Source organism: Tenacibaculum maritimum NCIMB 2154, assembly GCF_900119795.1.
Classification (GTDB): domain Bacteria; phylum Bacteroidota; class Bacteroidia; order Flavobacteriales; family Flavobacteriaceae; genus Polaribacter; species Polaribacter maritimus.
In genome coordinates this window covers 1,474,128-1,494,717 of record NZ_LT634361.1, presented here as the reverse complement: position 1 = coordinate 1,494,717, position 20,590 = coordinate 1,474,128, and the positions used below count along the sequence as shown (strand labels likewise).

At 30.7% G+C, this 20,590-nt stretch carries 21 protein-coding genes; 11 read left to right on the top strand and 10 right to left on the bottom strand.

Going from position 1 to position 20,590, the window contains the following annotated elements; genetic code table 11:
* Window positions 1–53: 53 nt before the first annotated feature.
* Window positions 54–1,064 carry a 3-oxoacyl-ACP synthase III family protein gene (locus tag MARIT_RS06750; RefSeq protein ID WP_024741859.1) on the bottom strand — a complete coding sequence of 337 codons (1,011 nt, stop codon included), beginning with the start codon at window positions 1,062–1,064 and terminating at the stop codon, window positions 54–56.
* Window positions 1,065–1,268: 204 nt separating this feature from the next.
* On the opposite strand from MARIT_RS06750, the gene htpG reads away from it, so the two are divergent.
* The 3 genes from htpG (at window position 1,269) to MARIT_RS06735 (ending at window position 4,126) form a co-directional block, all read left to right on the top strand.
* Window positions 1,269–3,179 (top strand): molecular chaperone HtpG, encoded by a 1,911-nt coding sequence (gene htpG, locus MARIT_RS06745; protein WP_024741858.1) that lies wholly within the window; start codon window positions 1,269–1,271, stop codon window positions 3,177–3,179.
* Between the two features lie 400 nt (window positions 3,180–3,579).
* Window positions 3,580–3,792, top strand: a complete 213-nt coding sequence (locus MARIT_RS06740) for a hypothetical protein (RefSeq protein WP_100211114.1) — start codon at window positions 3,580–3,582, stop codon at window positions 3,790–3,792.
* Window positions 3,793–3,799: 7 nt separating this feature from the next.
* Complete coding sequence (locus MARIT_RS06735) at window positions 3,800–4,126, top strand: hypothetical protein (RefSeq protein ID WP_100211113.1); 327 nt, start codon at window positions 3,800–3,802, stop codon at window positions 4,124–4,126.
* Window positions 4,127–4,213: 87 nt separating this feature from the next.
* On the opposite strand, the gene MARIT_RS06730 is transcribed toward MARIT_RS06735, so the two are convergent.
* From MARIT_RS06730 to MARIT_RS06710, 5 genes are read right to left on the bottom strand one after another with little or no spacing between them, the layout of a single operon-like run.
* Entirely contained in the window at window positions 4,214–5,167 is a 954-nt protein-coding gene (locus tag MARIT_RS06730; protein WP_024741855.1) for an AAA family ATPase, read from the bottom strand.
* Between the two features lie 37 nt (window positions 5,168–5,204).
* Window positions 5,205–6,584: a peptidylprolyl isomerase gene (locus tag MARIT_RS06725; RefSeq protein WP_231975203.1), complete on the bottom strand. Its 1,380-nt coding sequence runs from the start codon at window positions 6,582–6,584 to the stop codon at window positions 5,205–5,207.
* The gene (locus MARIT_RS06720) at window positions 6,547–7,410 is read right to left on the bottom strand and encodes a hypothetical protein (protein ID WP_024741853.1); all 864 of its coding nucleotides are present in this window, start codon (window positions 7,408–7,410) and stop codon (window positions 6,547–6,549) included. Before MARIT_RS06720 ends, MARIT_RS06725 begins: the two co-directional genes overlap by 38 nt.
* Window positions 7,411–7,414: 4 nt before the next feature.
* Window positions 7,415–9,016 (bottom strand): peptidylprolyl isomerase, encoded by a 1,602-nt coding sequence (locus MARIT_RS06715; protein WP_100211112.1) that lies wholly within the window; start codon window positions 9,014–9,016, stop codon window positions 7,415–7,417.
* Window positions 9,017–9,027: 11 nt separating this feature from the next.
* Window positions 9,028–9,309: a DUF493 family protein gene (locus tag MARIT_RS06710; RefSeq protein WP_024741851.1), complete on the bottom strand. Its 282-nt coding sequence runs from the start codon at window positions 9,307–9,309 to the stop codon at window positions 9,028–9,030.
* 134 nt (window positions 9,310–9,443) lie between these two features.
* On the opposite strand from MARIT_RS06710, the gene MARIT_RS06705 reads away from it, so the two are divergent.
* The 4 genes from MARIT_RS06705 to MARIT_RS06690 all read left to right on the top strand — a co-directional run bounded on the left by MARIT_RS06705 (window position 9,444) and on the right by MARIT_RS06690 (window position 13,274).
* A complete protein-coding gene (locus MARIT_RS06705; protein WP_024741850.1) occupies window positions 9,444–9,986 on the top strand; it encodes an AAA family ATPase in 543 nt (180 codons plus the stop codon).
* Complete coding sequence (locus MARIT_RS06700) at window positions 9,983–11,863, top strand: RecQ family ATP-dependent DNA helicase (protein WP_100211111.1); 1,881 nt, start codon at window positions 9,983–9,985, stop codon at window positions 11,861–11,863. The genes MARIT_RS06705 and MARIT_RS06700 overlap by 4 nt, the downstream gene beginning before the upstream one ends.
* Window positions 11,863–12,807 (top strand): methionyl-tRNA formyltransferase, encoded by a 945-nt coding sequence (gene fmt / locus MARIT_RS06695; RefSeq protein WP_174683264.1) that lies wholly within the window; start codon window positions 11,863–11,865, stop codon window positions 12,805–12,807. The genes MARIT_RS06700 and fmt overlap by 1 nt, the downstream gene beginning before the upstream one ends.
* Before the next feature lie 191 nt (window positions 12,808–12,998).
* Complete coding sequence (locus tag MARIT_RS06690; RefSeq protein ID WP_024741847.1) at window positions 12,999–13,274, top strand: HU family DNA-binding protein; 276 nt, start codon at window positions 12,999–13,001, stop codon at window positions 13,272–13,274.
* Between the two features lie 81 nt (window positions 13,275–13,355).
* Here the strand turns inward: MARIT_RS06690 and MARIT_RS06685 are convergent, their stop codons facing one another.
* A complete protein-coding gene (locus tag MARIT_RS06685; RefSeq protein WP_024741846.1) occupies window positions 13,356–14,525 on the bottom strand; it encodes a THUMP domain-containing class I SAM-dependent RNA methyltransferase in 1,170 nt (389 codons plus the stop codon).
* Window positions 14,526–14,712: 187 nt separating this feature from the next.
* Here MARIT_RS06685 and MARIT_RS06680 point away from each other — a divergent pair, with 187 nt between their 5' ends.
* Both MARIT_RS06680 and MARIT_RS06675 read left to right on the top strand, forming a co-directional pair.
* Entirely contained in the window at window positions 14,713–15,441 is a 729-nt protein-coding gene (locus MARIT_RS06680) for a class I SAM-dependent methyltransferase (protein WP_100211110.1), read from the top strand.
* On the top strand, window positions 15,438–16,115 hold the full coding sequence (locus MARIT_RS06675) for a ZIP family metal transporter (RefSeq protein WP_024741844.1): 678 nt from the start codon (window positions 15,438–15,440) through the stop codon (window positions 16,113–16,115). The genes MARIT_RS06680 and MARIT_RS06675 overlap by 4 nt, the downstream gene beginning before the upstream one ends.
* Before the next feature lie 8 nt (window positions 16,116–16,123).
* On the opposite strand, the gene MARIT_RS06670 is transcribed toward MARIT_RS06675, so the two are convergent.
* From MARIT_RS06670 to MARIT_RS06660, 3 genes are read right to left on the bottom strand one after another with little or no spacing between them, the layout of a single operon-like run.
* Window positions 16,124–16,495 carry a cupin domain-containing protein gene (locus MARIT_RS06670; protein ID WP_024741843.1) on the bottom strand — a complete coding sequence of 124 codons (372 nt, stop codon included), beginning with the start codon at window positions 16,493–16,495 and terminating at the stop codon, window positions 16,124–16,126.
* Between the two features lie 60 nt (window positions 16,496–16,555).
* Entirely contained in the window at window positions 16,556–17,122 is a 567-nt protein-coding gene (locus MARIT_RS06665; protein WP_024741842.1) for a hypothetical protein, read from the bottom strand.
* A gap of 43 nt (window positions 17,123–17,165) precedes the next feature.
* Entirely contained in the window at window positions 17,166–18,671 is a 1,506-nt protein-coding gene (locus tag MARIT_RS06660) for a helicase HerA-like domain-containing protein (RefSeq protein WP_100211109.1), read from the bottom strand.
* A 111-nt stretch (window positions 18,672–18,782) separates the two neighbouring features.
* On the opposite strand from MARIT_RS06660, the gene MARIT_RS06655 reads away from it, so the two are divergent.
* On the top strand, window positions 18,783–19,739 hold the full coding sequence (locus tag MARIT_RS06655; RefSeq protein WP_024741840.1) for a T9SS type A sorting domain-containing protein: 957 nt from the start codon (window positions 18,783–18,785) through the stop codon (window positions 19,737–19,739).
* Window positions 19,740–19,760: 21 nt separating this feature from the next.
* Entirely contained in the window at window positions 19,761–20,408 is a 648-nt protein-coding gene (locus MARIT_RS06650; RefSeq protein ID WP_136438192.1) for a hypothetical protein, read from the top strand.
* The last annotated feature ends 182 nt before the right edge of the window (window positions 20,409–20,590 follow it).

The window sequence follows — 20,590 nt, the reverse complement described above, 5'->3', positions numbered from 1 at the left end:
GGCTTTCTAGTAGTATCATAGAAAGCCTTTTTTATTATTTTCAGTTTTATAAATTACCAACGAATCACTACTGATCCCCAAGTAAACCCACTACCAAAAGCAGCTAGTACTACTAAATCATTATCTTTAATCTTACCTAACTCCCAAGCCTCCGTCAAAGCAATAATAACAGAAGCCGCTGTTGTATTTCCATACTTCATTATATTATTATATACTTTGTCATCACGCAACTGAAACTTTTTCTGAATAAACTGAGCAATTCTCAAATTAGCTTGATGAGGAATTAGCATATCAATATCTTCCTTTTTCAAATCATTTGCTTGAAGCCCTTCCATTATCGTTTCAGAAAAACGGCTAATAGCATGTTTAAAAACAAACTGACCATCCATGTGCGGATAATAAGATACGTCATCTGCATCATTTGCTTCTAATATTTCTGGTACCCATCTACTTGTTGAAGGTCCTTCTAAAATTAGTTTATCGGCATATTTTCCTTCTGAATGTAAATGTGATGATAATATCCCTTTTCCTTCCTCTTCCGTTCTAGAAAGTACTGCTGCCCCTGCGCCATCTCCAAAAATTACGGTAACTCCTCTTCCACGAGTGGAACGGTCTAAACCTCCTGAATGGTTTTCTGCACCAATTACCAAAATATTTTTATACATTCCTGTTTTTATAAACTGGTCAGCTACAGATAATGAATAAATAAATCCTGAACATTGGTTACGTATATCCAATGCACCAATAGTTGGCATATCAAGCATATCTTGGATTTGTACTCCTCCCCCAGGAAAATATAATTCAGGGCTTAACGTAGCAAAAATTATAAAATCAATATCATCTTTTGTCAATCCTGCTCTTTCTATAGCTATTTTGGCTGCCTTTGCCCCCATTACAGAAGTGGTATCATCACTTGTTTTAGGATCAATCCAGCGACGTTCTTTAATACCAGTTCTTTCTTGAATCCATTCATCACTTGTATCCATCCACTGCTTTAGATCGTCATTAGTTACTACGTTTTCAGGAACGTAATAACCTAAACCTGTAATTTTTGAATTATACATATTTTTTATGTTGATTTTTTTATTATTTCCAAAATTTGTAATTCGCAAAAGTACAAATTTTAAAGGGTTCACACAAAACTCTCTTATTTAGGTTTTTCAGTTTTTTTCCACCTACTATCTGTCAGTTTGTCATATTTATTGATTTGGTATTCTATTTGACTGTTTATTGCTTTCGGAATAACAATCAAAATAAAATATATAATTATGAGCAAAGGAAACATCAATGTATCTGTTGAAAATATATTTCCACTGATTAAAAAATTTTTATATTCAGATCATGAGATTTTTTTACGTGAATTAATTTCTAATGGTACAGATGCTACTACAAAATTAAAACACTTAATTTCTATCGGTGAAGCCAAAACAACATTAGGAGATGCTAAAATTGAAATCCGTATTGATAAAGACGCTAAAACGTTAACAATAAAGGATCAAGGGATAGGAATGACTGCTGATGAAGTTGAGAAGTATATTAATCAAATTGCTTTTTCTGGTGCTGAAGAATTTCTAGAAAAATATAAAGATGATAAAAATGAAACAGGAGTTATTGGTCATTTTGGATTAGGTTTTTATTCTGCTTTTATGGTTGCTGATAAGGTTGAGTTAATCACTAAATCTTTTAAAGATGAACCTGCAGCACATTGGACCTGTGATGGATCTCCTGAATATACACTAACAGCACACGATAAATCTGATAGAGGTACTGAAATTATTCTTCATATAGCTGATGATTCTACCGAATTTTTAGAAGCTTCTAAAATTAAAGGTTTATTAACCAAATACAATCGCTTTAACCAGGTTCCTATTAAATTTGGAACAAAGAAGATAAACGATCCTGATTTCACTCCTAAAACAATTAAGGGAGAAGATGGAAAAGAAACTACTGAACCTCATAAGCAAATAGAAGTTGATGATATTATCAATAACACGAATCCTGCTTGGACTAAAAAGCCAGCAGACTTAGAGGCTGAAGATTATACAAATTTCTATAGAGAATTATATCCTATGCAATTTGAAGAGTCTTTATTTCATATTCACTTAAATGTAGATTACCCATTTAATTTAACAGGTATTTTATTCTTTCCTAAATTGACTCAAAATTTAGATATGCAAAAGGATAAGATTCAATTGTACCAAAACCAGGTATTTGTAACGGATAATGTAGAAGGTATCGTTCCTGACTTCTTACAAATGTTAAAAGGTGTTATTGATTCTCCTGATATTCCTCTAAACGTTTCTCGTTCATACCTACAAGCAGATGGCGCCGTAAAGAAAATTTCTGGATATATCACTAAAAAGGTAGCAGATAAGCTAAGCTCTTTGTTTAAAAAAGATCGTGAAGATTTTGAAAAAAAATGGAATGATATTAAAGTAATTATTGAGTATGGAATGTTATCGGAAGATAAATTCTTCGATAAAGCCAAAAAGTTTGCTTTGTATCCAACTGTAGATGACTCTTTTTATACTTTCGATGAACTTATCGAAAAAACAAAAGATACACAAACAGATAAAGATGGAAAACATATCATTTTATATGCTGCTAATAAAGATGCTCAACATAGCTATATCCAAGATGCTAAAGACAAAGGTTATGAAGTTTTACTATTAGATTCTCCAATAGTTTCTCACTTAATGCAAAAACTAGAAACTTCAGGAGATAGTAAAGTACAATTTACACGTGTAGATGCTGACTTTATAGATAATCTAATCAAGAAAGAGGATACTGTAATTTCTAAATTATCTGACGAAGAAAAAGATACGTTAAAACCTATTATAGAAAGTGCAGTGCCTAGTCAAACATACACTGTTCAATTAGAGGCAATGGATTCTGCCAGCTCTCCTTTCATTATTACTGTACCTGAATTTATGAGAAGAATGAAAGAGATGCAAGCTTCTGGAGGTGGAGGAATGATGGGAATGGGCAATTTCCCTGAAATGTATAACCTTGTTGTTAACACCAATCACCCTTTAGTTTCTGAAATACTAAACGCTAACGAAGAAGATCAAAAGCGCTTAACAAAACAAGCCTTTGATTTAGCAAAGCTTTCTCAAAACTTATTACATGGTGAAGAGCTGACTAACTTTATCAAACGTAGCTACGAATTGATTAAGTAATGATATGCTATATTTAATATGTAAAAAACCTCTTTGTTTTGAACAAAGAGGTTTTTTTAGAAAGAGCCCTATAGTTTAGAGAAAAAGTTAAATTTGCTATCAAAATCTGAAAATTATGAAAAATTTTACCAGACTAGTATTTTGTGCTATTTGCTTATCTTTTTTATCATGCAGTTCTAGTTCTAGTAGCGATTAAATTATAGAACCTGTCTTCGAATATTTTATTGAGTATTCAAGTACTCCGACTCAATTTGATAAGACAACCTATAAAATAACCTCTAATTCCAATGAAGAGATCTCGAACATATCTTATGTAGAATGAAATTTTGGAAGCGAAAACAACGATCGCAATACAGCAAACCAAATAGCATATATTTATAATGATTTTGGTCAAAAAAATGTGACTGCCAAAATACATGGAGTAAATGGTAAAACATACAACATTGCTATAAATTTCACTATCAAAGAACAAGAATATTTTACTCTTAAGATCAAAACAATTGAAATAACAGGAGTCGCCTCTGCTATTTGGAATCAATTTTCTTATAATTCTGTAGGAGGAAAATACTTTAATTTCTTTAAATGCCAGATTTACCATAAGAGCGCTTATTAACAACGCTATGCAAATCACATATCAATCAAATTTTAATGATGCCAATGATGTAACTTACTACAATACATTTCATAATATCTCTTCGGATTTAAACACTCCTTATGAAGCTAAGGTTTATAAAGAAGGAAATCATCACCCTAACGGAGGAACAGACAACTTTGAACTAAATTTTTATGGACAAAAAACAGTTACTAAAGAGCCTATTGAGCGTTTAGCCTTTGGTCATATTTCTTTTAATGAATATCGTTATTTAAAACCTTCTGAAATTATTTATACTATTGGTCAAACCAATTATGCCATTACTTTTAAATTAATATTAGAATGGAGTAATTAATCTAATACAAAACCTATCAACATAAAAAAAGCAGAAGATCTTTAATTAACCTTCTGCTTTTTCTATATATGTCTGCTTTATCTATTATTAAAATAATGATGTTATAATTTCTTTAATCGTAATTCCTTCTGCTTCTGCCTTATAATTTTTAACTACTCTGTGAGAAAGGATAGGAACAGCAACTGCTTGCACGTCTTCGATATCAGGTGAATATTTCCCATTTACCAAGGCATGAGCCTTAGCTCCTAAAACTAAATTTTGAGAAGCTCTAGGGCCAGCTCCCCAATCAATGTAATTTTTAACAAATTCAGTAGCTCCTACTCCATTAGGCCTTGTTTTCCCTACCAATTTTACAGCATACTCTACTACATTATCAGCCACAGGAACCTTACGCACTAAATTTTGAATTGCTATAATTTCACTACCTGAAAATAATGCTTTCAACTTTTCATTTGCCATAGACGTTGTATTTTTTACAACTGCTACCTCTTCTTCAAAAGTTGGATATTCTAAATTAATAGAAAACATAAATCGGTCTAATTGAGCCTCCGGTAACGGATACGTTCCTTCTTGTTCTATCGGGTTTTGAGTTGCTAAAACGAAAAAAGGTAACTCTAACTTATAATGATTTCCTGCTACAGTTACAGAACGTTCTTGCATTGCTTCCAGCAAAGCTGCTTGCGTTTTTGGCGGCGTACGATTAATTTCATCAGCAAGAATGATATTTGAAAATATAGGACCTTTAATAAACTTAAACTGACGTTTTTCATCCAGTATTTCGCTTCCTAAAATATCTGAAGGCATTAAATCTGGTGTAAATTGAATTCTTTTAAAATCCAATCCCAAAACATCAGAAACGGTATTTACCAACAACGTTTTTGCCAAACCAGGTACTCCTATCAATAAAGAATGCCCTCCGCAAAAAACAGACAATAATGTAAAGTTTACGGCATTTTCTTGACCTATAATTACTTTTCCTATTTCTTTTTTTAGCGCTTTGTATTTTTCAACTAGGTTATTTACGGCTGCTACGTCTGACATCTTTTGTAAGTTGTTATGAATTAATTAATACCTTTTTTTATTTATCTTCTTTTTTCCAATCTTTTTTAAAGGTACACTTTTTATATTCTGCATTTAATTTAATATAGGTATCATTAATTTTTTCTTTAGACCATTTGGCTATTGTTTCTTCTTTTTTCTTCTGTAAAGCCAATTGTTGTACCTTAACATAATCTTCTACCAAATCTGCTTTATGTGTATTGGTACGATCTTTCATTAAGATGATTTTATACATTTTTTCCCCTCCACGAGTTTCGTCGTAAAAAGGCTCTGTAATTTCTCCTTTTTTCAAATCATTTACCCTACCATATAAAGCAGGATCCATACGCGTTAAATCAAATGTAGATTCTCCCGTATAAGGATTTACAATCAAACCTCTACTATTTTTAGTTTCTTTATCTTCAGAGTATTTTTTAACCGCTTCTTCAAACGTAATTCTTCCTTCTAAAATATCTTTTCTTACTTTTTCTATATCTTTTTTAGTTTTAGCTAATTTCTCGTCAGAAATTTCAGGTTGCATTAAAATATGAGATGCTATTCTTTGGTTCCCCTTAATTTCATGCAATTGAATAATATGGTATCCAAATAAAGATTTAAATGGTTCTGATATTTGATTTTTATCTAAAGAAAAAGCAACTTCTTTAAACTCTTTTATAAAAGGACTATCTTTAGTTATTGTGTATTGCCCTCCATTTTGAGCTACCCCCGGATCATCTGAATTAATAATAGCTTTTAACTTAAAGCTAGCGCCATTTTCTTCAATATCCTTCTTAATTTGCTTCAGTTTATTTATTACTCGCTCATTTTCTTCTTTAGTAGGCTCTGCATGTAATACTATTTGCGCTAGTTCAATTTCTGCCGGAAATTCTGGCAATTCATCTTTATCTTTTAATCCGTTGAAATATACACGTACTTCTTCTGGTGTTACATTTATTTTTTCAGTGATCTTAGCTTGTTCTCTCTCTATTTGTAAATTTTCTTTTTGAACCTTAGATAGTTCTTTCTTTAAATCTTCAACATCATTAAAACCATAAGCCGCAACTACCTTGTCAATAGTACCATATTCTTGAGTAAAAAATTGTAAACTTCTATTCACACGATCTTTAATATCAGCATCTGTTACCACCACACTATCAATTACAGCATGATGTGCCAATAACTTTTGCTCCATTAACTGCTCTAACATATCGCAGTCAGATATTTTTACTTTTCCTTCACTACGAAGCGCTATTTCTTGTTTAAATTTATCTATATCAGAATCTAATACAATATTTTTTCCTACAACTACCGCTACTCCATCTATCTTTTCTTGTTGCGCATTTATAATTGTTAAACCTCCTAGCAACAAGGTGGTAAACAGACTAATATTCCTTAAAATGTTTGTTTTGAATTGCATCATTTATCAGCGTTTTTTCTATCTCTCTTATTAATTCTAATTTCCTTTTATGTAAAATCATCTCCTTTATTGTAGGAACTACATAGCTCATTGGCGCTATATCATTTCTTTTTAAAATACTTTTTACAGCGACCAAATATACTCCTAAACTATCTTCTTTTTGTATGAATTTTGATATTTTTAACAGTTTCTGTTTTGGTTCTGAACGAAATGGAGGTATTTTAAGTCGAACATCATTTAAAGTTACCCAAGTACTATCCCTTAATCTATATGATTTAAAATTAATTCCTTGATCTTCTAAATCTTCTAAGTCTTCCTCTTTGTCTGACTTAAATTTTTTAATAATTTCTTTTTTATTTAAAAGGTTTTTACCAAAAAAAATATAATCTAGTTGAAATAATTCTTCATTCAATTTAAAATTCTCCTTATTTTTATTGTAATATGTAGCTACTTCTTCTGCTGCTATAATCGTATCTAATTGTTGTTTTATCAAACGTTCTTTATAACTATTTATAAACAGACTCTCTCGATAAGCCTTCACTAAATTCTTAATTTCGTTATCATTTACTTCTGTTATATTTTCTTCTGCTTTTTGATATAGTAATTGCTTCTTTGCCCACGAATTTATAATACTTTTGACCAGTACTAAACTATCATTCTTTGATATATTTTCAGGAAATAAACTTTCTATATCAGATTTATAGAGTTTAAAATCATAAACTTCTGCTATCGGTTTTTCTTGTTTCTCTTGCTCCTTTGTTTCTACATTTACATATTCACAAGAGGTAAAAAAAGTTAGTAGTGTTAATAAAAAAAATATTTTTCTCATCTATTTATTGATTATACTCTTTTTTAAGTTTTTTTAATTGCTTTCTTCTTACATTAATAACATTTTTTTGCTTCAACCCTTTGACCCATTCCTCTTCTAAGTATTTTTGATAATCACTCATAACTATTCCTCTAATTTGTCTTAATTTCTTAGGAGCATACTTAGGTTTATGAGCTAAAAAGTATTTTTTTAACCCAAGAGTATCTTTTGCGGAAGCATCCCATATTTTGCTTTTCATTAAATCAAATAACAATAATCCCTCTTTATATTCGTTTAATGTGTTTCTATATTCAGGAGCTGTATGTACTAAATTTTCTTTAAAATATTTTAAAATTTCTTGGTTTACAAATTCTTTCAACAACACGGAAATTCCTTTATATTTTCTAATCTTTATATAAGATGAGAAATCTTCTTGGCTGATTCTTTTTTCATTGATACTCAGTAAAATCTCTTGCATGCTGTCTTTTGGAAAAGTTCTTCTATCTGATTTTTCGAAAAGCGCTAGCGCTTCTTTATTAACTGTTATCTTATAACTCTTTTTTAATTTATTTAAAAGCGACTTATCTGACAATTTACCTCTGTTACCTTTTTTAATTTTTTCTTCTAAATCTCCTTTCAATTCTTCAAAAGAAGCTATTGGATATTTTTTTATTAATTGGATAATATGCCATCCATATTTGGTTTTAAAAGGCTCACTATACCCTCCTTCCTTTGGTATTTCATATGCTACTCTTTCAAACTTTTCAACCATTGTTCCTCTACCAAATTTAGCTAATCGCCCTCCTCTTACTGCCGATTTTCTGTCTTGAGAATATTTCTTTGCCAACACATCAAAAGCTTCTCCTCTCTTTAACTCTTGATAAACACTGTCTAATTTTGATTTCCCTACGATACTTTTATCTTCTACAAAAATGTGCGCTACTTCAACTTCTCCTTCCGACGGTTTCTTATCATGCACCTTTAAAATATGGTATCCAAAACGAGTTTTAAAAGGCTTTGATAGCGCTCCTTTCTCCGTATTAAATGCAGCTGTTTCAAAAGGATACACCATCTTAAAAGCTGAAAAGTACCCCAAATTTCCTAAATTTCTTTTCACAGAGGGATCGTCAGATACTTCTAAAGCTATTTTTTCAAAAGCCTCTCCTTTTAAAACTCTATTACGTACTTCTTCTATCTTTCTATATAATGACAATGTATCTTTTTCTTTCATTCCCTTAGGAAAACTCAATACAATATGGCTTGCCTTTACTTCATTCTTTGTTCTGTAATAAGCTTCTTTCACTAATTCTGCTATTTTTTGAGGATCTTGTAAATATGGCAACATTAGTTGTTTTTTATAACTTTCAAGTTCTCTCTTGTACGTTTCAGCTTCATCTAGCTTTAATTTATAAGCCTCTTGAACCTTTAATTTGAAGTTGATATACAATTCTAGATAACCATCTATATCTTTTGCTTTACTATCTTGTACTAAATCTAAATTTTTTTCATAAACACGCTTAAATTCAGCAATTGTGATTGGCGTTTCATTGATGGTAAACAACACCTCTTCTTGGCCTAAAATTGTTGAAATAGTAAAAAGGCTTATTAAAAATAAATAAAATCTCATATCATTCTTTTTTATAGTGAAATAATCCCTTTTATCTTTTCTGCATGTCTATAATATGAAATTACTTCATCAGAACTTTTCAATTTCAATACTATTGATACACTTACATATTTTCCGGTCTTCGATTTTTTTGTTTTAATCACTGCACCTCCCTTATCAAACAAACTTTGTACTTCTTCTACTTGGTTTTCATCCGTTGGAACAATAAACTTGTACATATAATCCGCTGGAAATTTCGTTGTATCGTCTAACTGAGTTTTTAATTTCTTGTAAAATGCTTCTTTATCTGACATATAGTATGCTTTTAATTTTATCTAACAGTATAATTAGAATTATCATTGAATGATAATTATTTATTTTTTTATGAGCAAACCACAAAATTACACTATTTATTAAATTTCTAACTTGAAACTTCTATTTTTGCAAAATGCAACAAAAAATAGTACTTATCGGTGGACCAGGAACAGGTAAATCTTCTGTTTTAGAAGAATTGATACGAAGAGGTTACCATTGTATGCCTGAAATATCAAGGGAAGTTACCTTAAAAGCTCAAAAAGAAGGGATTGATCAATTATTTCTAACACAACCGCTTCTTTTTAGCCAATTATTATTAGAAGGTAGAGAAGAACAATTTTTAGAAGCTCATAAAAGCGAGGAAAAATTTATCTTTTTTGATAGGGGAATTCCAGATGTTCATGCTTATATGAATTACTTAAATACTGAGTACCCTCCTATTTATATTGAAAAAAGCAATCAACATTTGTATAATAAAGTTTTTATGTTAGCTCCTTGGAAAGCCATATATACTTCTGACAATGAGCGCTACGAAACTTTTGAACAGGCATTGAAAATTGATATATTTCTTCGAAAAGCTTACCAAGAAATTGGCTATAAAATCATAGAGGTTCCTTTTGGATCTATACAAGAACGTACAAATTACATTTTAGATTCGTTGAAAAACAATCTATGATAAATAGTATTCAAATATTGCAAAAATATTGGGGGCATTCTTCTTTTAGATTCCCCCAAGAAGCAATTATTGAATCGGCTAATAATGGCAACGATACAATTGCATTATTGCCAACTGGAGGGGGTAAATCTATATGTTTTCAAATACCAGCCTTAGCTAAAGAAGGTATTTGTATTGTAATTTCTCCTCTCATTGCTTTAATGGAAGATCAAGTGAATAGTTTACTAGATAAAGATATCAAAGCGACAACAATTCCTTCTGGAAGCACTCAAGATGAAATGATTATTTTGTTTGATAAAATTCGTTTTGCAAACTATAAGTTTTTATACTTATCTCCTGAAAGATTGCAATCTACCTTTATTCAAGAAAAAATAAGACAGCTAAACGTCAATTTAATTGCTATTGACGAGGCTCATTGTATTTCAGAGTGGGGGCATGATTTCCGCCCTTCTTATAGAAATATCAATATACTAAGAGCTTTAAAGCCAACAGTAAATTGTATTGCTTTAACAGCTACGGCCACCAATAAAGTTATTGATGATATTAAGACCTCATTAGAAATGAAAGCGGTCAAAATATTTAGGAAATCTTTTTTTAGAAAAAACCTAGCTTATCAAGTTTATCAAACAGAAGATAAACTTTATCAACTAAAACAAATTTTTAGAAAAACGAAATCTCCAGCAATTGTATATGTGAATACTAGAAGTAAAACTAAAGAAATTAGCAATTACTTGACTGCACATGGTTTTAATAGTACGTTTTATCATGGGGGATTGTCTGCTATTGAAAAACAGGTTTCCTTCCAAGATTGGATGACTGAGAAAAAACCAATTATAGTTGCCACAAACGCCTTTGGTATGGGGATTGATAAACCTAATGTTGGTATTGTTATTCACTTAAACCTTCCTTCTTCTATCGAAAATTATATACAAGAAGCAGGTAGAGCTGGTAGAAATGGAAAAAAAGCATTCTCCGTAGTATTGCAAAATAAAAATGACCAAGCTATTTTTAAAGAATTAATCATAAAATCATATCCTAATATTAGTGAGCTCAAAGAAATACACCAAAAGTTATACCAGCATTTTCAAATAGTTAAGGGAGAATATACAGCTTCTCAGTTTGATTTAAATCTATTAGAATTCTCCAATAAGTATAATTTTTCTTCCAATAAGGTTTTTAATAGCTTGCAAATTTTACATAACAATGGGGTACTTCAAAGCTCTGACAATACCAGAAAAAAATCTACCGTAAAATTTCTTGTAAAAAGTAAATATGTATTAACATATATTCATAAAAACAATACGCTTCGTAAATTTATTCAAACCTTTTTGCGAATCTACGGGGGAGTATTTGAAGAAGCTATTAAAATTGATGAGTTTTACCTCGCTAAAAAGGCAGGCATTACTTCATGGAAAACAATAGAATACCTGAACAAACTTGCTGATGACAATCTCATTAGCTACGTAAGAGCAGCAGCTCATACCGAATTAACCTTTCTTCTGCCTAGAGAAGATGACATTACCATTAATAGAATTTCTAAGCATGTCAAAACGTACCTTAATCAAAAAAAACAAAAGGTTGATGATGTTATTAATTTTATCACAAACAATGATATTTGTAGAAGCATCCAATTGCTAAGCTATTTCGGAGAAAATAAATTACATGAATGTGGCTTTTGCGATGTTTGCCTCAAGAATAAAAAAATTGAAAATATTTCTGATAAGATACTTTCACTAATCCAAAAAAATAAAGAAATGTCATCAAGAGAAATATGCGCGTCATTATCTGCAAAAGAGCAGGATATTTTAATAAATTTGCAATACTTATTAGCCGAAGAAAAAATAGCTATTAACTCGTACAATAAATATTATATATAATGAAAGATATTCGCATTGTTTTTATGGGAACTCCCGATTTTGCAGTAACCATATTACAGCACTTAGTAGAAAATAAATATAATGTAGTCGGAGTTATTACTGCACCTGACAAACCAGCTGGTAGAGGTAGAAAACTTAATCAATCTGCTGTAAAAAAATACGCTATATCCCAAAATCTTCCTATGTTACAACCTAAAAATTTAAAGGAGGAAGATTTTCAAGAAGCATTAAGAAGCTGGAATGCTAACTTGCAAATTGTTGTTGCTTTTAGAATGCTCCCTAAAACTGTATGGGCTATGCCTAAATATGGAACTTTTAATTTACATGCTTCTTTACTACCTGAATATCGAGGAGCTGCTCCTATTAATTGGGCTATTATTAATGGAGAAACAAAAACAGGTGTAACTACATTTTTTATAGATGATAAGATTGATACAGGTGAAATTATTCTTCAAAAAGAAATGGAGATCAAAGAATCTGAAACTGTAGGTGAGTTACACGATAAATTAATGTATTTAGGAGCTGATTTGGTCAAAGAAACAGTTGAACTAATAAAAAAAGGAGAGGTTTATACAACCAAACAACCCGAGAAGGAACAAAAGCCTGCTCACAAACTCTTTCCTCATAACTGTAAGATAGATTGGTCATTATCTTTACATGATATCTACAATAAAATAAGAGGGTTAAATCCATATCCTGCTGCCTGGACAAACATACATAACGGAACTGATCAAATTTCAGCAAAAATTTATAGTGTTTCAAAAGAAAAGGCTTCTCATAATCTAGATATAGGCACCATTGTTTTTTCTAAATTATTTCTAAAAGTAGCCGTACAAGATGGTTATTTAATCATTAACGACATCAAACTATCTGGAAAGAAAAAAATGGACGCTAAAAGTTTACTAAATGGGTTTCGCTTTGACGAAAATGCAAAGATGCTCTAACCCCTTTACCAATAGGCTCTAACAGCTATACTGGTTTTTACAGATTAGGTTATTAACATTTTCAGCAGACTTATTAACAAAATACTTTTTTTTCACAACTAAAACTTGCTCAGTACCTTATTCCATCTATATTTGTTGAGCTATTTAAGCAAGAAAACAATTAATTAATTTTAAAAAAATCTATTTTAATTATGAACAAATCAGATTTAATCGATGCAATGGCTGCTGATGCAGGAATTTCAAAGGCTGCTGCTAAAGCTGCTTTAGACTCTTTAACGAATAATATTACCGCTACTTTAAAGAAAGGTGATAAAGTTGCTTTAGTTGGATGGGGAACTTGGTCTGTATCACAAAGAGCTGCTAGGACTGGTAGAAATCCACAAACAGGAGCCGAAATTAATATTGCTGCTAAAAATGTAGTTAAGTTTAAAGCTGGAGCTGGTTTAAGTGATTCTGTAAACGAATAAGCACAACTCAATAAAACATAAATTAAAAAGCTCTCCTTATTTTATATTAAAGAGAGCTTTTTTAGAATTTTATTTTCAGTCTTAAAAGTCTTGCTTTATCTTGCTTGCTTTTCTACTACCTTCGTAAATATCATAGCGTACAAAACGACAATCTAAATCTGCATTCTTTAGAGGTATTCTTCTTGAGGTTCTCAATCCTACATGCTTCAATGCTTGAATATCAGAAGTTATCAACCAAGTTGTTGAGTTCGGATAATTATTTTTTAATGTATCACCTATTTTTCTATAAAACTCCGCCACATCAATATTTAAACGTTCTCCATAAGGTGGATTAAACAAAATAGTTGTATTTCCAAAAACCTCCTTCTTTGAATTAAAAAAGTTGACGTGATGCACTCCTATAAATTCTTCTAAATTTGCATTAATAATATTTTGTTTTGCTTTTGCTACTGCAGAAGGTGCTTTATCAAATCCCATTATTTTAAAATGCGAATTTTTTATCTTCTTTAATAAAGCATCTTGAATAATGAAATATAAATCTTCCTCATAATCCTTCCAGTTTTCAAAAGCAAAATGTTTGCGATTTATATTGGCAGGTATATTATTGGCTATCATTGCTGCTTCTATTAAAATAGTTCCAGAACCACACATTGGATCAATAAAGTTTTCCTCTCCTGTATATCCTGAAAGTAACACCAACCCCGCTGCTAACGCTTCGTTTATAGGAGCTATGTTTGTGGCACTCCTGTACCCTCTTTTATGCAACGAATCTCCTGAAGAATCCAATGATATTGTCAGCCATTCTTTCTGTATATGTATATGTACCTTAACATCAGGATATTTCAAATCAACATTAGGTCTTTTACTATACTTATGCCTAAAATAGTCAGCTATTGCATCTTTCGACTTTAAACTTATGTAGTGCGAATTTGATGTGAAATTTTTAGAATTCACTACAGCTCCTATAGAAAAAGTTCCTTCAGCATCTAAGTACTTCTCCCATTTTATCTTTTGAATGGCTTCGTATAAATCTTCTTCATCAAAAATTTTACATGTTTTTATAGGTTTTAATATCCTAATAGCTGTTCGCAATGCGATATTTGCTTTATATAAGAAACCTTTATCTCCTCTAAAGGAAACATTTCTAACGCCTTCTTTTACTCCTTGTGCTCCTAACTTTCGTAATTCATCTGCCAACACTCCTTCTAGGCCAAACATGGTAGTAGCTACCATTTTAAAATCTTTGCTCATCTTTCTGTTTTATAGAATATATCTCGATATAAAAAACTTGGATCAAATAATGGATTCAAGATTTTAGTATCACAAGAATATATTTAAAAATTCAAGTTACAAAAGTACAGTTTATATTCCTATAACAATATTTTATCTTTCATTTATATAATCGTAAGATTTCTGTACTTTTGCAGACTTTTAACGTATGGATTCAAAAAAAGATTGGTTTACAGATTGGTTTAACACACCTTATTATCACATTTTATATAAACATAGAAATGATGATGATGCTAAGATATTTATGAAAAATTTGACTGCTTTTTTGCCGTTAGAAAAAAGCAGCCACATTTTGGACTTACCTTGTGGGAAAGGACGACACGCTGTCTTTTTAAACAGTTTAGGGTATAAAGTTACTGGAGGTGACTTATCAGAAAACAGTATTGATTTTGCCAAGCAATTTGAAAATAATACCTTAAATTTTCAAGTGTATGATATGCGTAAGCCTTTTATAAAAAAATACAATGCTATATTCAATTTATTTACTAGTTTTGGCTATTTTCAAGAAGATCGGGAGGATATTCTCGTTTTAAAAAATTTTAAAAATGGGTTGCTTAAAAATGGTTGGTTGGTTATTGATTTCTTAAACGTTGAAAAGGTTAAAAATAATCTTGTAAAGGAGGAGAGAAAAACAATTGATAATATTGACTTTCATATAAAGAGAGAAATTAAGAATGGATTTATTTTCAAACATATCTCTTTTTTTACAGAAGGAAAGCAACATTCTTATACCGAACAAGTAAAATTCTTGAATTTAGAAAAAATGAAAGAATACTTAAAAAGTGCAAATTTACAGTTAGTCCATACTTTTGGCAATTACGAACTACATTCTTTTAACCCAACTACTTCTGATCGTTTAATTTTAATTGCTAAATGAGTTATATCTTACTAATTTTATCCGTTCTAATAGGTTCTTTAATCGTTTTAATAGTAAAACCTAAAGGAAACTTCACAAGGTTGCTACTTGCTTTTAGCGGCGCTTATTTATTATCTGTTACCATTTTACATTTACTTCCAGAAGTATATGAACACACCAATGATGTTAAAGTAACAGGAATCTTGATTTTGGTAGGGATTTTAATACAATCTATTTTAGAATCTTTTTCCAAAGGAGCTGAACACGGGCATATCCATTTACATTCTAAAACGAACCAGTTTCCTTGGCTATTATTTGTTAGCTTGTGTATCCATGCCTTTTCAGAAGGAATTCCTGTACACGAGCACCACCATAATTTATTATGGGCAATTGTAATCCACAAAATTCCTATTGCCATTGTACTAACTTCCTTTTTACAACATTCTCAATATAGTAAAAGAACCATGTTGTTATTTCTAGCAATCTTTGCCTTAATGAGTCCGTTAGGAATGTTCATAGCTCATAAAGTTGCCTTTTTTAAAGTTTATCACACCCAAATAACAGCTCTAATTATTGGTGTTTTCTTACATATTTCTACGGTTATCCTTTTTGAAAGCTCAGAAAACCATAGCTTTAACTTTCAAAAATTTACCGCTATTTTAATAGGTATTTTACTAACTATTTTTTCTTTATAAAGCTAAATTTATTTCTCTTTCTCTCTATTTACTAAATCCATAGAAAAAGCTGGTAAACAAATAGCTATATACTCACACTCTTCATCAAATGGGTTAGCATACTGTACACGTACATTCTTTTCTATTTTGATAGATTCTCCTGCTGATAAAACAATACTCTCTCCATTTATAATGAATTGCTTTTTACCTTTTATAATATAAGTATATTCTTCAAAAACTGGCCGCTGAAACGGTTCACTCCAACCTGGTGGCGCTACCATATGTGCAATGCTTATTTCCGAATTACCATCACTAGCATTTCCAAAGTGCTCTTCTATCAATTTTCCATCTGTTGTAGGAACTACAAATGGCTTTTTTTGAACTGTATATTTTTTTTCCATATAGTTATCTTGATTTCAATCATAAAAAAATCCGAAATAAAAACTTCGGATTTCTTCTATTTAGTTAAACCAAATAATAAATGATTTCATTTTTGCTAAATCAGGTATTTGCTCCAAACTTACTTTCTGTAAACTAAATTCTTTTAAACCTAATTGTTCTTTATCTATTGCAATAGTTCCATTTAAATCATCTATAAATAATGTTGCTGAAGAAAAAGAAGTTTCTACTTTACTTACTTTGTTATTCGCATTAATTTCTTGAAAATTTGAATTGATATTTAATCCTGACTTTGTTTTATACCTATCATCAAATATTTGAATGCTCTTAATGGTTGATTTAGGATCTAGTTGTTCTTTAGGGATAATTGTTAATAAATGCTTCCCTCCTTTTTCAAAAATTAAATATTCGTCATCTTCTTGAAAATAATTACTTCCTTTAGCACCTTCACTTAAAATAGAAACAATAGAATCTTTTTCAAAAATGGTTTCCAACTCTTCTATGGTCGTTTTTGGAGTCAATTTTCCCACTTTTCCTTTCGCTATATCAAAATCTCCTCCATTTCCACATTGAACAAATAATACTGCTATAAAAGCTAAAGTTATAATTTTTAAACTACTTTTTATCATATTTAAGTTATTGGTTTTTTATGTTAACGTTCTTACCGCCAATTTATTTTTGTATTACTTTTTTTAAAATACCAAACACACTCCTTATAAATGTTGCACTAGTTAGTACTTTTATTATAGGGTTTTGCCTTGTGCTTCTGCTAGAAGAACTTCTCGTAACTCTTTCTTCTTCCTTTTTTTCAATTTTAGAAGCTTCTTCTATTTTTTTATTTAAAATTTCATAAGCACTTTCTCTATCTACTTCTTTATTATATTTTGAAGTCAACTTAGAGTTTCTCAATACTTCTTTTAACTCTTTTTCCGTTAGTACATCCATTCTACTCATTGGCGCTCTCAACATAGTTCTTGCTAATGGAGTAGGAATTCCTTTTTCATTTAGTACTGACACAAATGCTTCTCCTATTCCTAATTGAGTTAATATTTCACTTACTTCATAATATGCTGAATCTGGGTAATTCTCCGCCGCTAATTTAATCGCTTTTCTGTCTTTTGCTGTAAAAGCTCTCAAAGCATGTTGTATCTTTAAACCCAATTGCGCCAAAACATCTTCAGGAATATCTTTTGGGTTTTGAGTTACAAAATACAATCCAATACCTTTCGATCTAATTAATTTTACAATACTTTCTATCTGGCTTAATAAAGCTTTTGAAGCTTCGTCAAAAACCAAATGTGCCTCATCTATAAAAATAACTAGTTCAGGTCGATTACGATCTCCTTGCTCAGGGAATGTATCATATACCTCTGCTAAAAGTTGTAGCATAAAGGTTGAGAATAATTTTGGTTTGTCTTGGATATCAGTCAATCTCAATATTGAAATGATTCCCTTCCCTTCTTCATCTATTCTCGTCAAATCATTAACCTCAAAAGATTTTTCTCCAAAAAACAAGTTTCCTCCCTGTTGCTCTATCTCTATTACTTTTCTTAGGATAGCTCCCGTACTTGCAGTAGAGATGCTACCGTACTCAGCTCGGATCTCTTCTTTCCCTTCATTGGTTATAAATTGAAGTATTTTTTTGAAATCTTTTACATCTAATAATGGTAATTTATGGTCATCACAATATTTAAAAATAATTGCTACAATACCTGTTTGCGTATCTGTTAAATCTAAAATACGGGATAATAAGACTGGGCCAAATTCAGATACAGTTGCTCTTAAACGAACGCCTTCTTCCTCTGAGATACTTAAAAGCTCTACAGGAAACTTCTTTGCTTCAAATGGAATTCCTATCTTTTCATGACGCTCTTCTATTTTAGCGTGTCCAGAACTAGGTTTCGCTAATCCACTTAAATCCCCTTTGATATCCATTAACAATACAGGAACTCCTTTTTCTGATAAATTTTCAGCCAACACTTGTAGCGTTTTGGTCTTTCCTGTACCCGTTGCTCCTGCTATTAAGCCATGACGATTTAGCATTTTTAGCGGTACCTTAACCAATGCATTTGTTACCGTTTCTTCACCAAACATTCCCGCTCCCAATGTTATAAAATCGCCTTTGCATTGGTATCCTTCTTGGATATCCTTAAAAAAAGTTTCTCTAGTCTTATCCATAAAATTATGCTACATTTTAGATAGCGTAAATTTATAGAAACAGAATAATATAGCAATTATTAATTTTAATTTCTTTTTATATCTTTGATTAAATCTTATAACATAATAAATATGAATAAAAAATTATTATTTTTCACCCTTCTACTAATTTCTTATTCTTCCTTTGGGCAAAAGTTCAATTTGATTTGGGAAGAAAATTTTAATGGATACCGAATTCCTTCGGGAGTAGAAGGTGAAAGCGACGGTGACAATACTACAAACAAACCAATCAACATAGGAGACTATACTGATTCTTTTTCTAAATGGACTATTGATGCTTCTAATGCTTCTCTGCAAAATTTTTCGGATTATGCAGCTGTTTTTAGAACTAATGCTTATTTTGACCCTCACTTTAGAGTTCAAGATACTCATGGAACAGAAATAACCGCTCCTGAAGGAGGTCACATTAATTGGATTACTGAATCTATTGATGTTTCTAAACACAAAAATGTTAGTGTTAATATGTTTATCCAAGAAATAGGAAACCATGAAACTAGTGATTATATAGATGTATATTATAGTGTTGATAATGGTGTTAATTATACTCGAATAGAAAATTGGAATAACCTTGGAGATGCTAATCATACTCTTACTGGAAACACTTCTATAAGTGATAGTTGTAATCCTGATAGAGATTTTGAAAATCAAACTATTTATTTTTCAGTTCCTGAAAATTCAACTTCTTTAAAAATTAAAGTAACGTTTAGAAATAGTTCCGTGTCAGAAAATTTTATTCTTGATGATGTAAGAGTATTTGGCGTTCCTTCTACTTTGAACGTTGCGGAAAATACTTTAGCTTCATTCTCCATGCATCCTAATCCTTCTCAACATACCGTTAAATTAGAAGGTAAAGAGCAATTTGAACGTATAGAAATTTATACTATTAGTGGTAGCTTGATTTACTCTGAAAGCAACATTAGTAAGAACAACCATATTATAAACATTTCCAATTTCAGTACAGGGGTTTATTTAGTTAAAACAACTACTCATAACGCTCATCAAAGTACTCAAAAATTAACCATCAAATAATAATAGTTCTTGTATCAAATTATGAAAAAAATTATACTATCAATAATATGTATGATAGCAATACAACTATCTACACAAGCGCAAACTACAGATTTTTTCCCTGCTTCTAATACTATCTGGATTGAAGACTTTTCTGGATATACCGCGGACACTGGTATTACTACTGACAACGGTGCCATAATTAACCAAGGAGACTACGATGCTTCTTTTTCTAAATGGAAAATAAATTCTAACAATGTAGATCTTAGTAGAACTTTAACTGCTTCCGTAAAAAACCTAAGAGCAGCAAATGTTTATGCTCCTTCATTCCAGGTTGCTAATACTGGCGGAGATTTAGAATGGGAGTCAGAGGAAATCGATGTTACTGCTTTTCCTTTAACATACCTATCCATTCTTTTAGAGAATAACGGAAATATGTCTGAAAATGAATATATTGATGTTTACTGGAAAATTGTGGGAGTTGGAAACTATATCTTAATTGATGACAATAACATCAATCATACACTTATCGGAAGTTCTCCTGACGTTTGTTGGAATGCCATAAAAATATTTAAAGATTTAACGGTTACTAACCCAGGTAAAGTACAAATAAAAGTGGTTTTTAAGTCTGAGAACAGTAACAATGTATTAAAAATAAAAAAGGTAGAGTTGTTAGGTAGGAATAATTAACATTTTCTCTCTTCTCAAAAAAGTATTAGATCCCCACTAATACTTTTTTTATTGTACATACAGATTTCATACCTGTATTTCTCCTTTTTTAGAAATAAATTCATTTTAAAAGATTTTTTATCTAAAAATAAGCTTTCAAGAACTACCTTTGCAGCCGATTTATTTCTATACATTAAGATTAG

Bases quoted from the DNA above. Each gene is read 5' to 3' on its own strand.
- MARIT_RS06700 (WP_100211111.1), top strand. From the start codon at position 9,983: ATGATAAATAGTATTCAAATATTGCAAAAATATTGGGGGCATTCTTCT.
- MARIT_RS06660 (WP_100211109.1), bottom strand. From the start codon at position 18,671: ATGGATAAGACTAGAGAAACTTTTTTTAAGGATATCCAAGAAGGATAC.
- MARIT_RS06670 (WP_024741843.1), bottom strand. From the start codon at position 16,495: ATGGAAAAAAAATATACAGTTCAAAAAAAGCCATTTGTAGTTCCTACA.
- MARIT_RS06690 (WP_024741847.1), top strand. From the start codon at position 12,999: ATGAACAAATCAGATTTAATCGATGCAATGGCTGCTGATGCAGGAATT.
- MARIT_RS06710 (WP_024741851.1), bottom strand. From the start codon at position 9,309: ATGTCAGATAAAGAAGCATTTTACAAGAAATTAAAAACTCAGTTAGAC.
- MARIT_RS06705 (WP_024741850.1), top strand. From the start codon at position 9,444: ATGCAACAAAAAATAGTACTTATCGGTGGACCAGGAACAGGTAAATCT.
- MARIT_RS06675 (WP_024741844.1), top strand. From the start codon at position 15,438: ATGAGTTATATCTTACTAATTTTATCCGTTCTAATAGGTTCTTTAATC.
- fmt (WP_174683264.1), top strand. From the start codon at position 11,863: ATGAAAGATATTCGCATTGTTTTTATGGGAACTCCCGATTTTGCAGTA.
- MARIT_RS06725 (WP_231975203.1), bottom strand. From the start codon at position 6,584: ATGATGCAATTCAAAACAAACATTTTAAGGAATATTAGTCTGTTTACC.
- MARIT_RS06665 (WP_024741842.1), bottom strand. From the start codon at position 17,122: ATGATAAAAAGTAGTTTAAAAATTATAACTTTAGCTTTTATAGCAGTA.
- MARIT_RS06715 (WP_100211112.1), bottom strand. From the start codon at position 9,016: ATGAGATTTTATTTATTTTTAATAAGCCTTTTTACTATTTCAACAATT.
- htpG (WP_024741858.1), top strand. From the start codon at position 1,269: ATGAGCAAAGGAAACATCAATGTATCTGTTGAAAATATATTTCCACTG.
- MARIT_RS06655 (WP_024741840.1), top strand. From the start codon at position 18,783: ATGAATAAAAAATTATTATTTTTCACCCTTCTACTAATTTCTTATTCT.
- MARIT_RS06680 (WP_100211110.1), top strand. From the start codon at position 14,713: ATGGATTCAAAAAAAGATTGGTTTACAGATTGGTTTAACACACCTTAT.
- MARIT_RS06750 (WP_024741859.1), bottom strand. From the start codon at position 1,064: ATGTATAATTCAAAAATTACAGGTTTAGGTTATTACGTTCCTGAAAAC.
- MARIT_RS06685 (WP_024741846.1), bottom strand. From the start codon at position 14,525: ATGAGCAAAGATTTTAAAATGGTAGCTACTACCATGTTTGGCCTAGAA.
- MARIT_RS06650 (WP_136438192.1), top strand. From the start codon at position 19,761: ATGAAAAAAATTATACTATCAATAATATGTATGATAGCAATACAACTA.
- MARIT_RS06730 (WP_024741855.1), bottom strand. From the start codon at position 5,167: ATGTCAGACGTAGCAGCCGTAAATAACCTAGTTGAAAAATACAAAGCG.
- MARIT_RS06735 (WP_100211113.1), top strand. From the start codon at position 3,800: ATGCAAATCACATATCAATCAAATTTTAATGATGCCAATGATGTAACT.
- MARIT_RS06720 (WP_024741853.1), bottom strand. From the start codon at position 7,410: ATGAGAAAAATATTTTTTTTATTAACACTACTAACTTTTTTTACCTCT.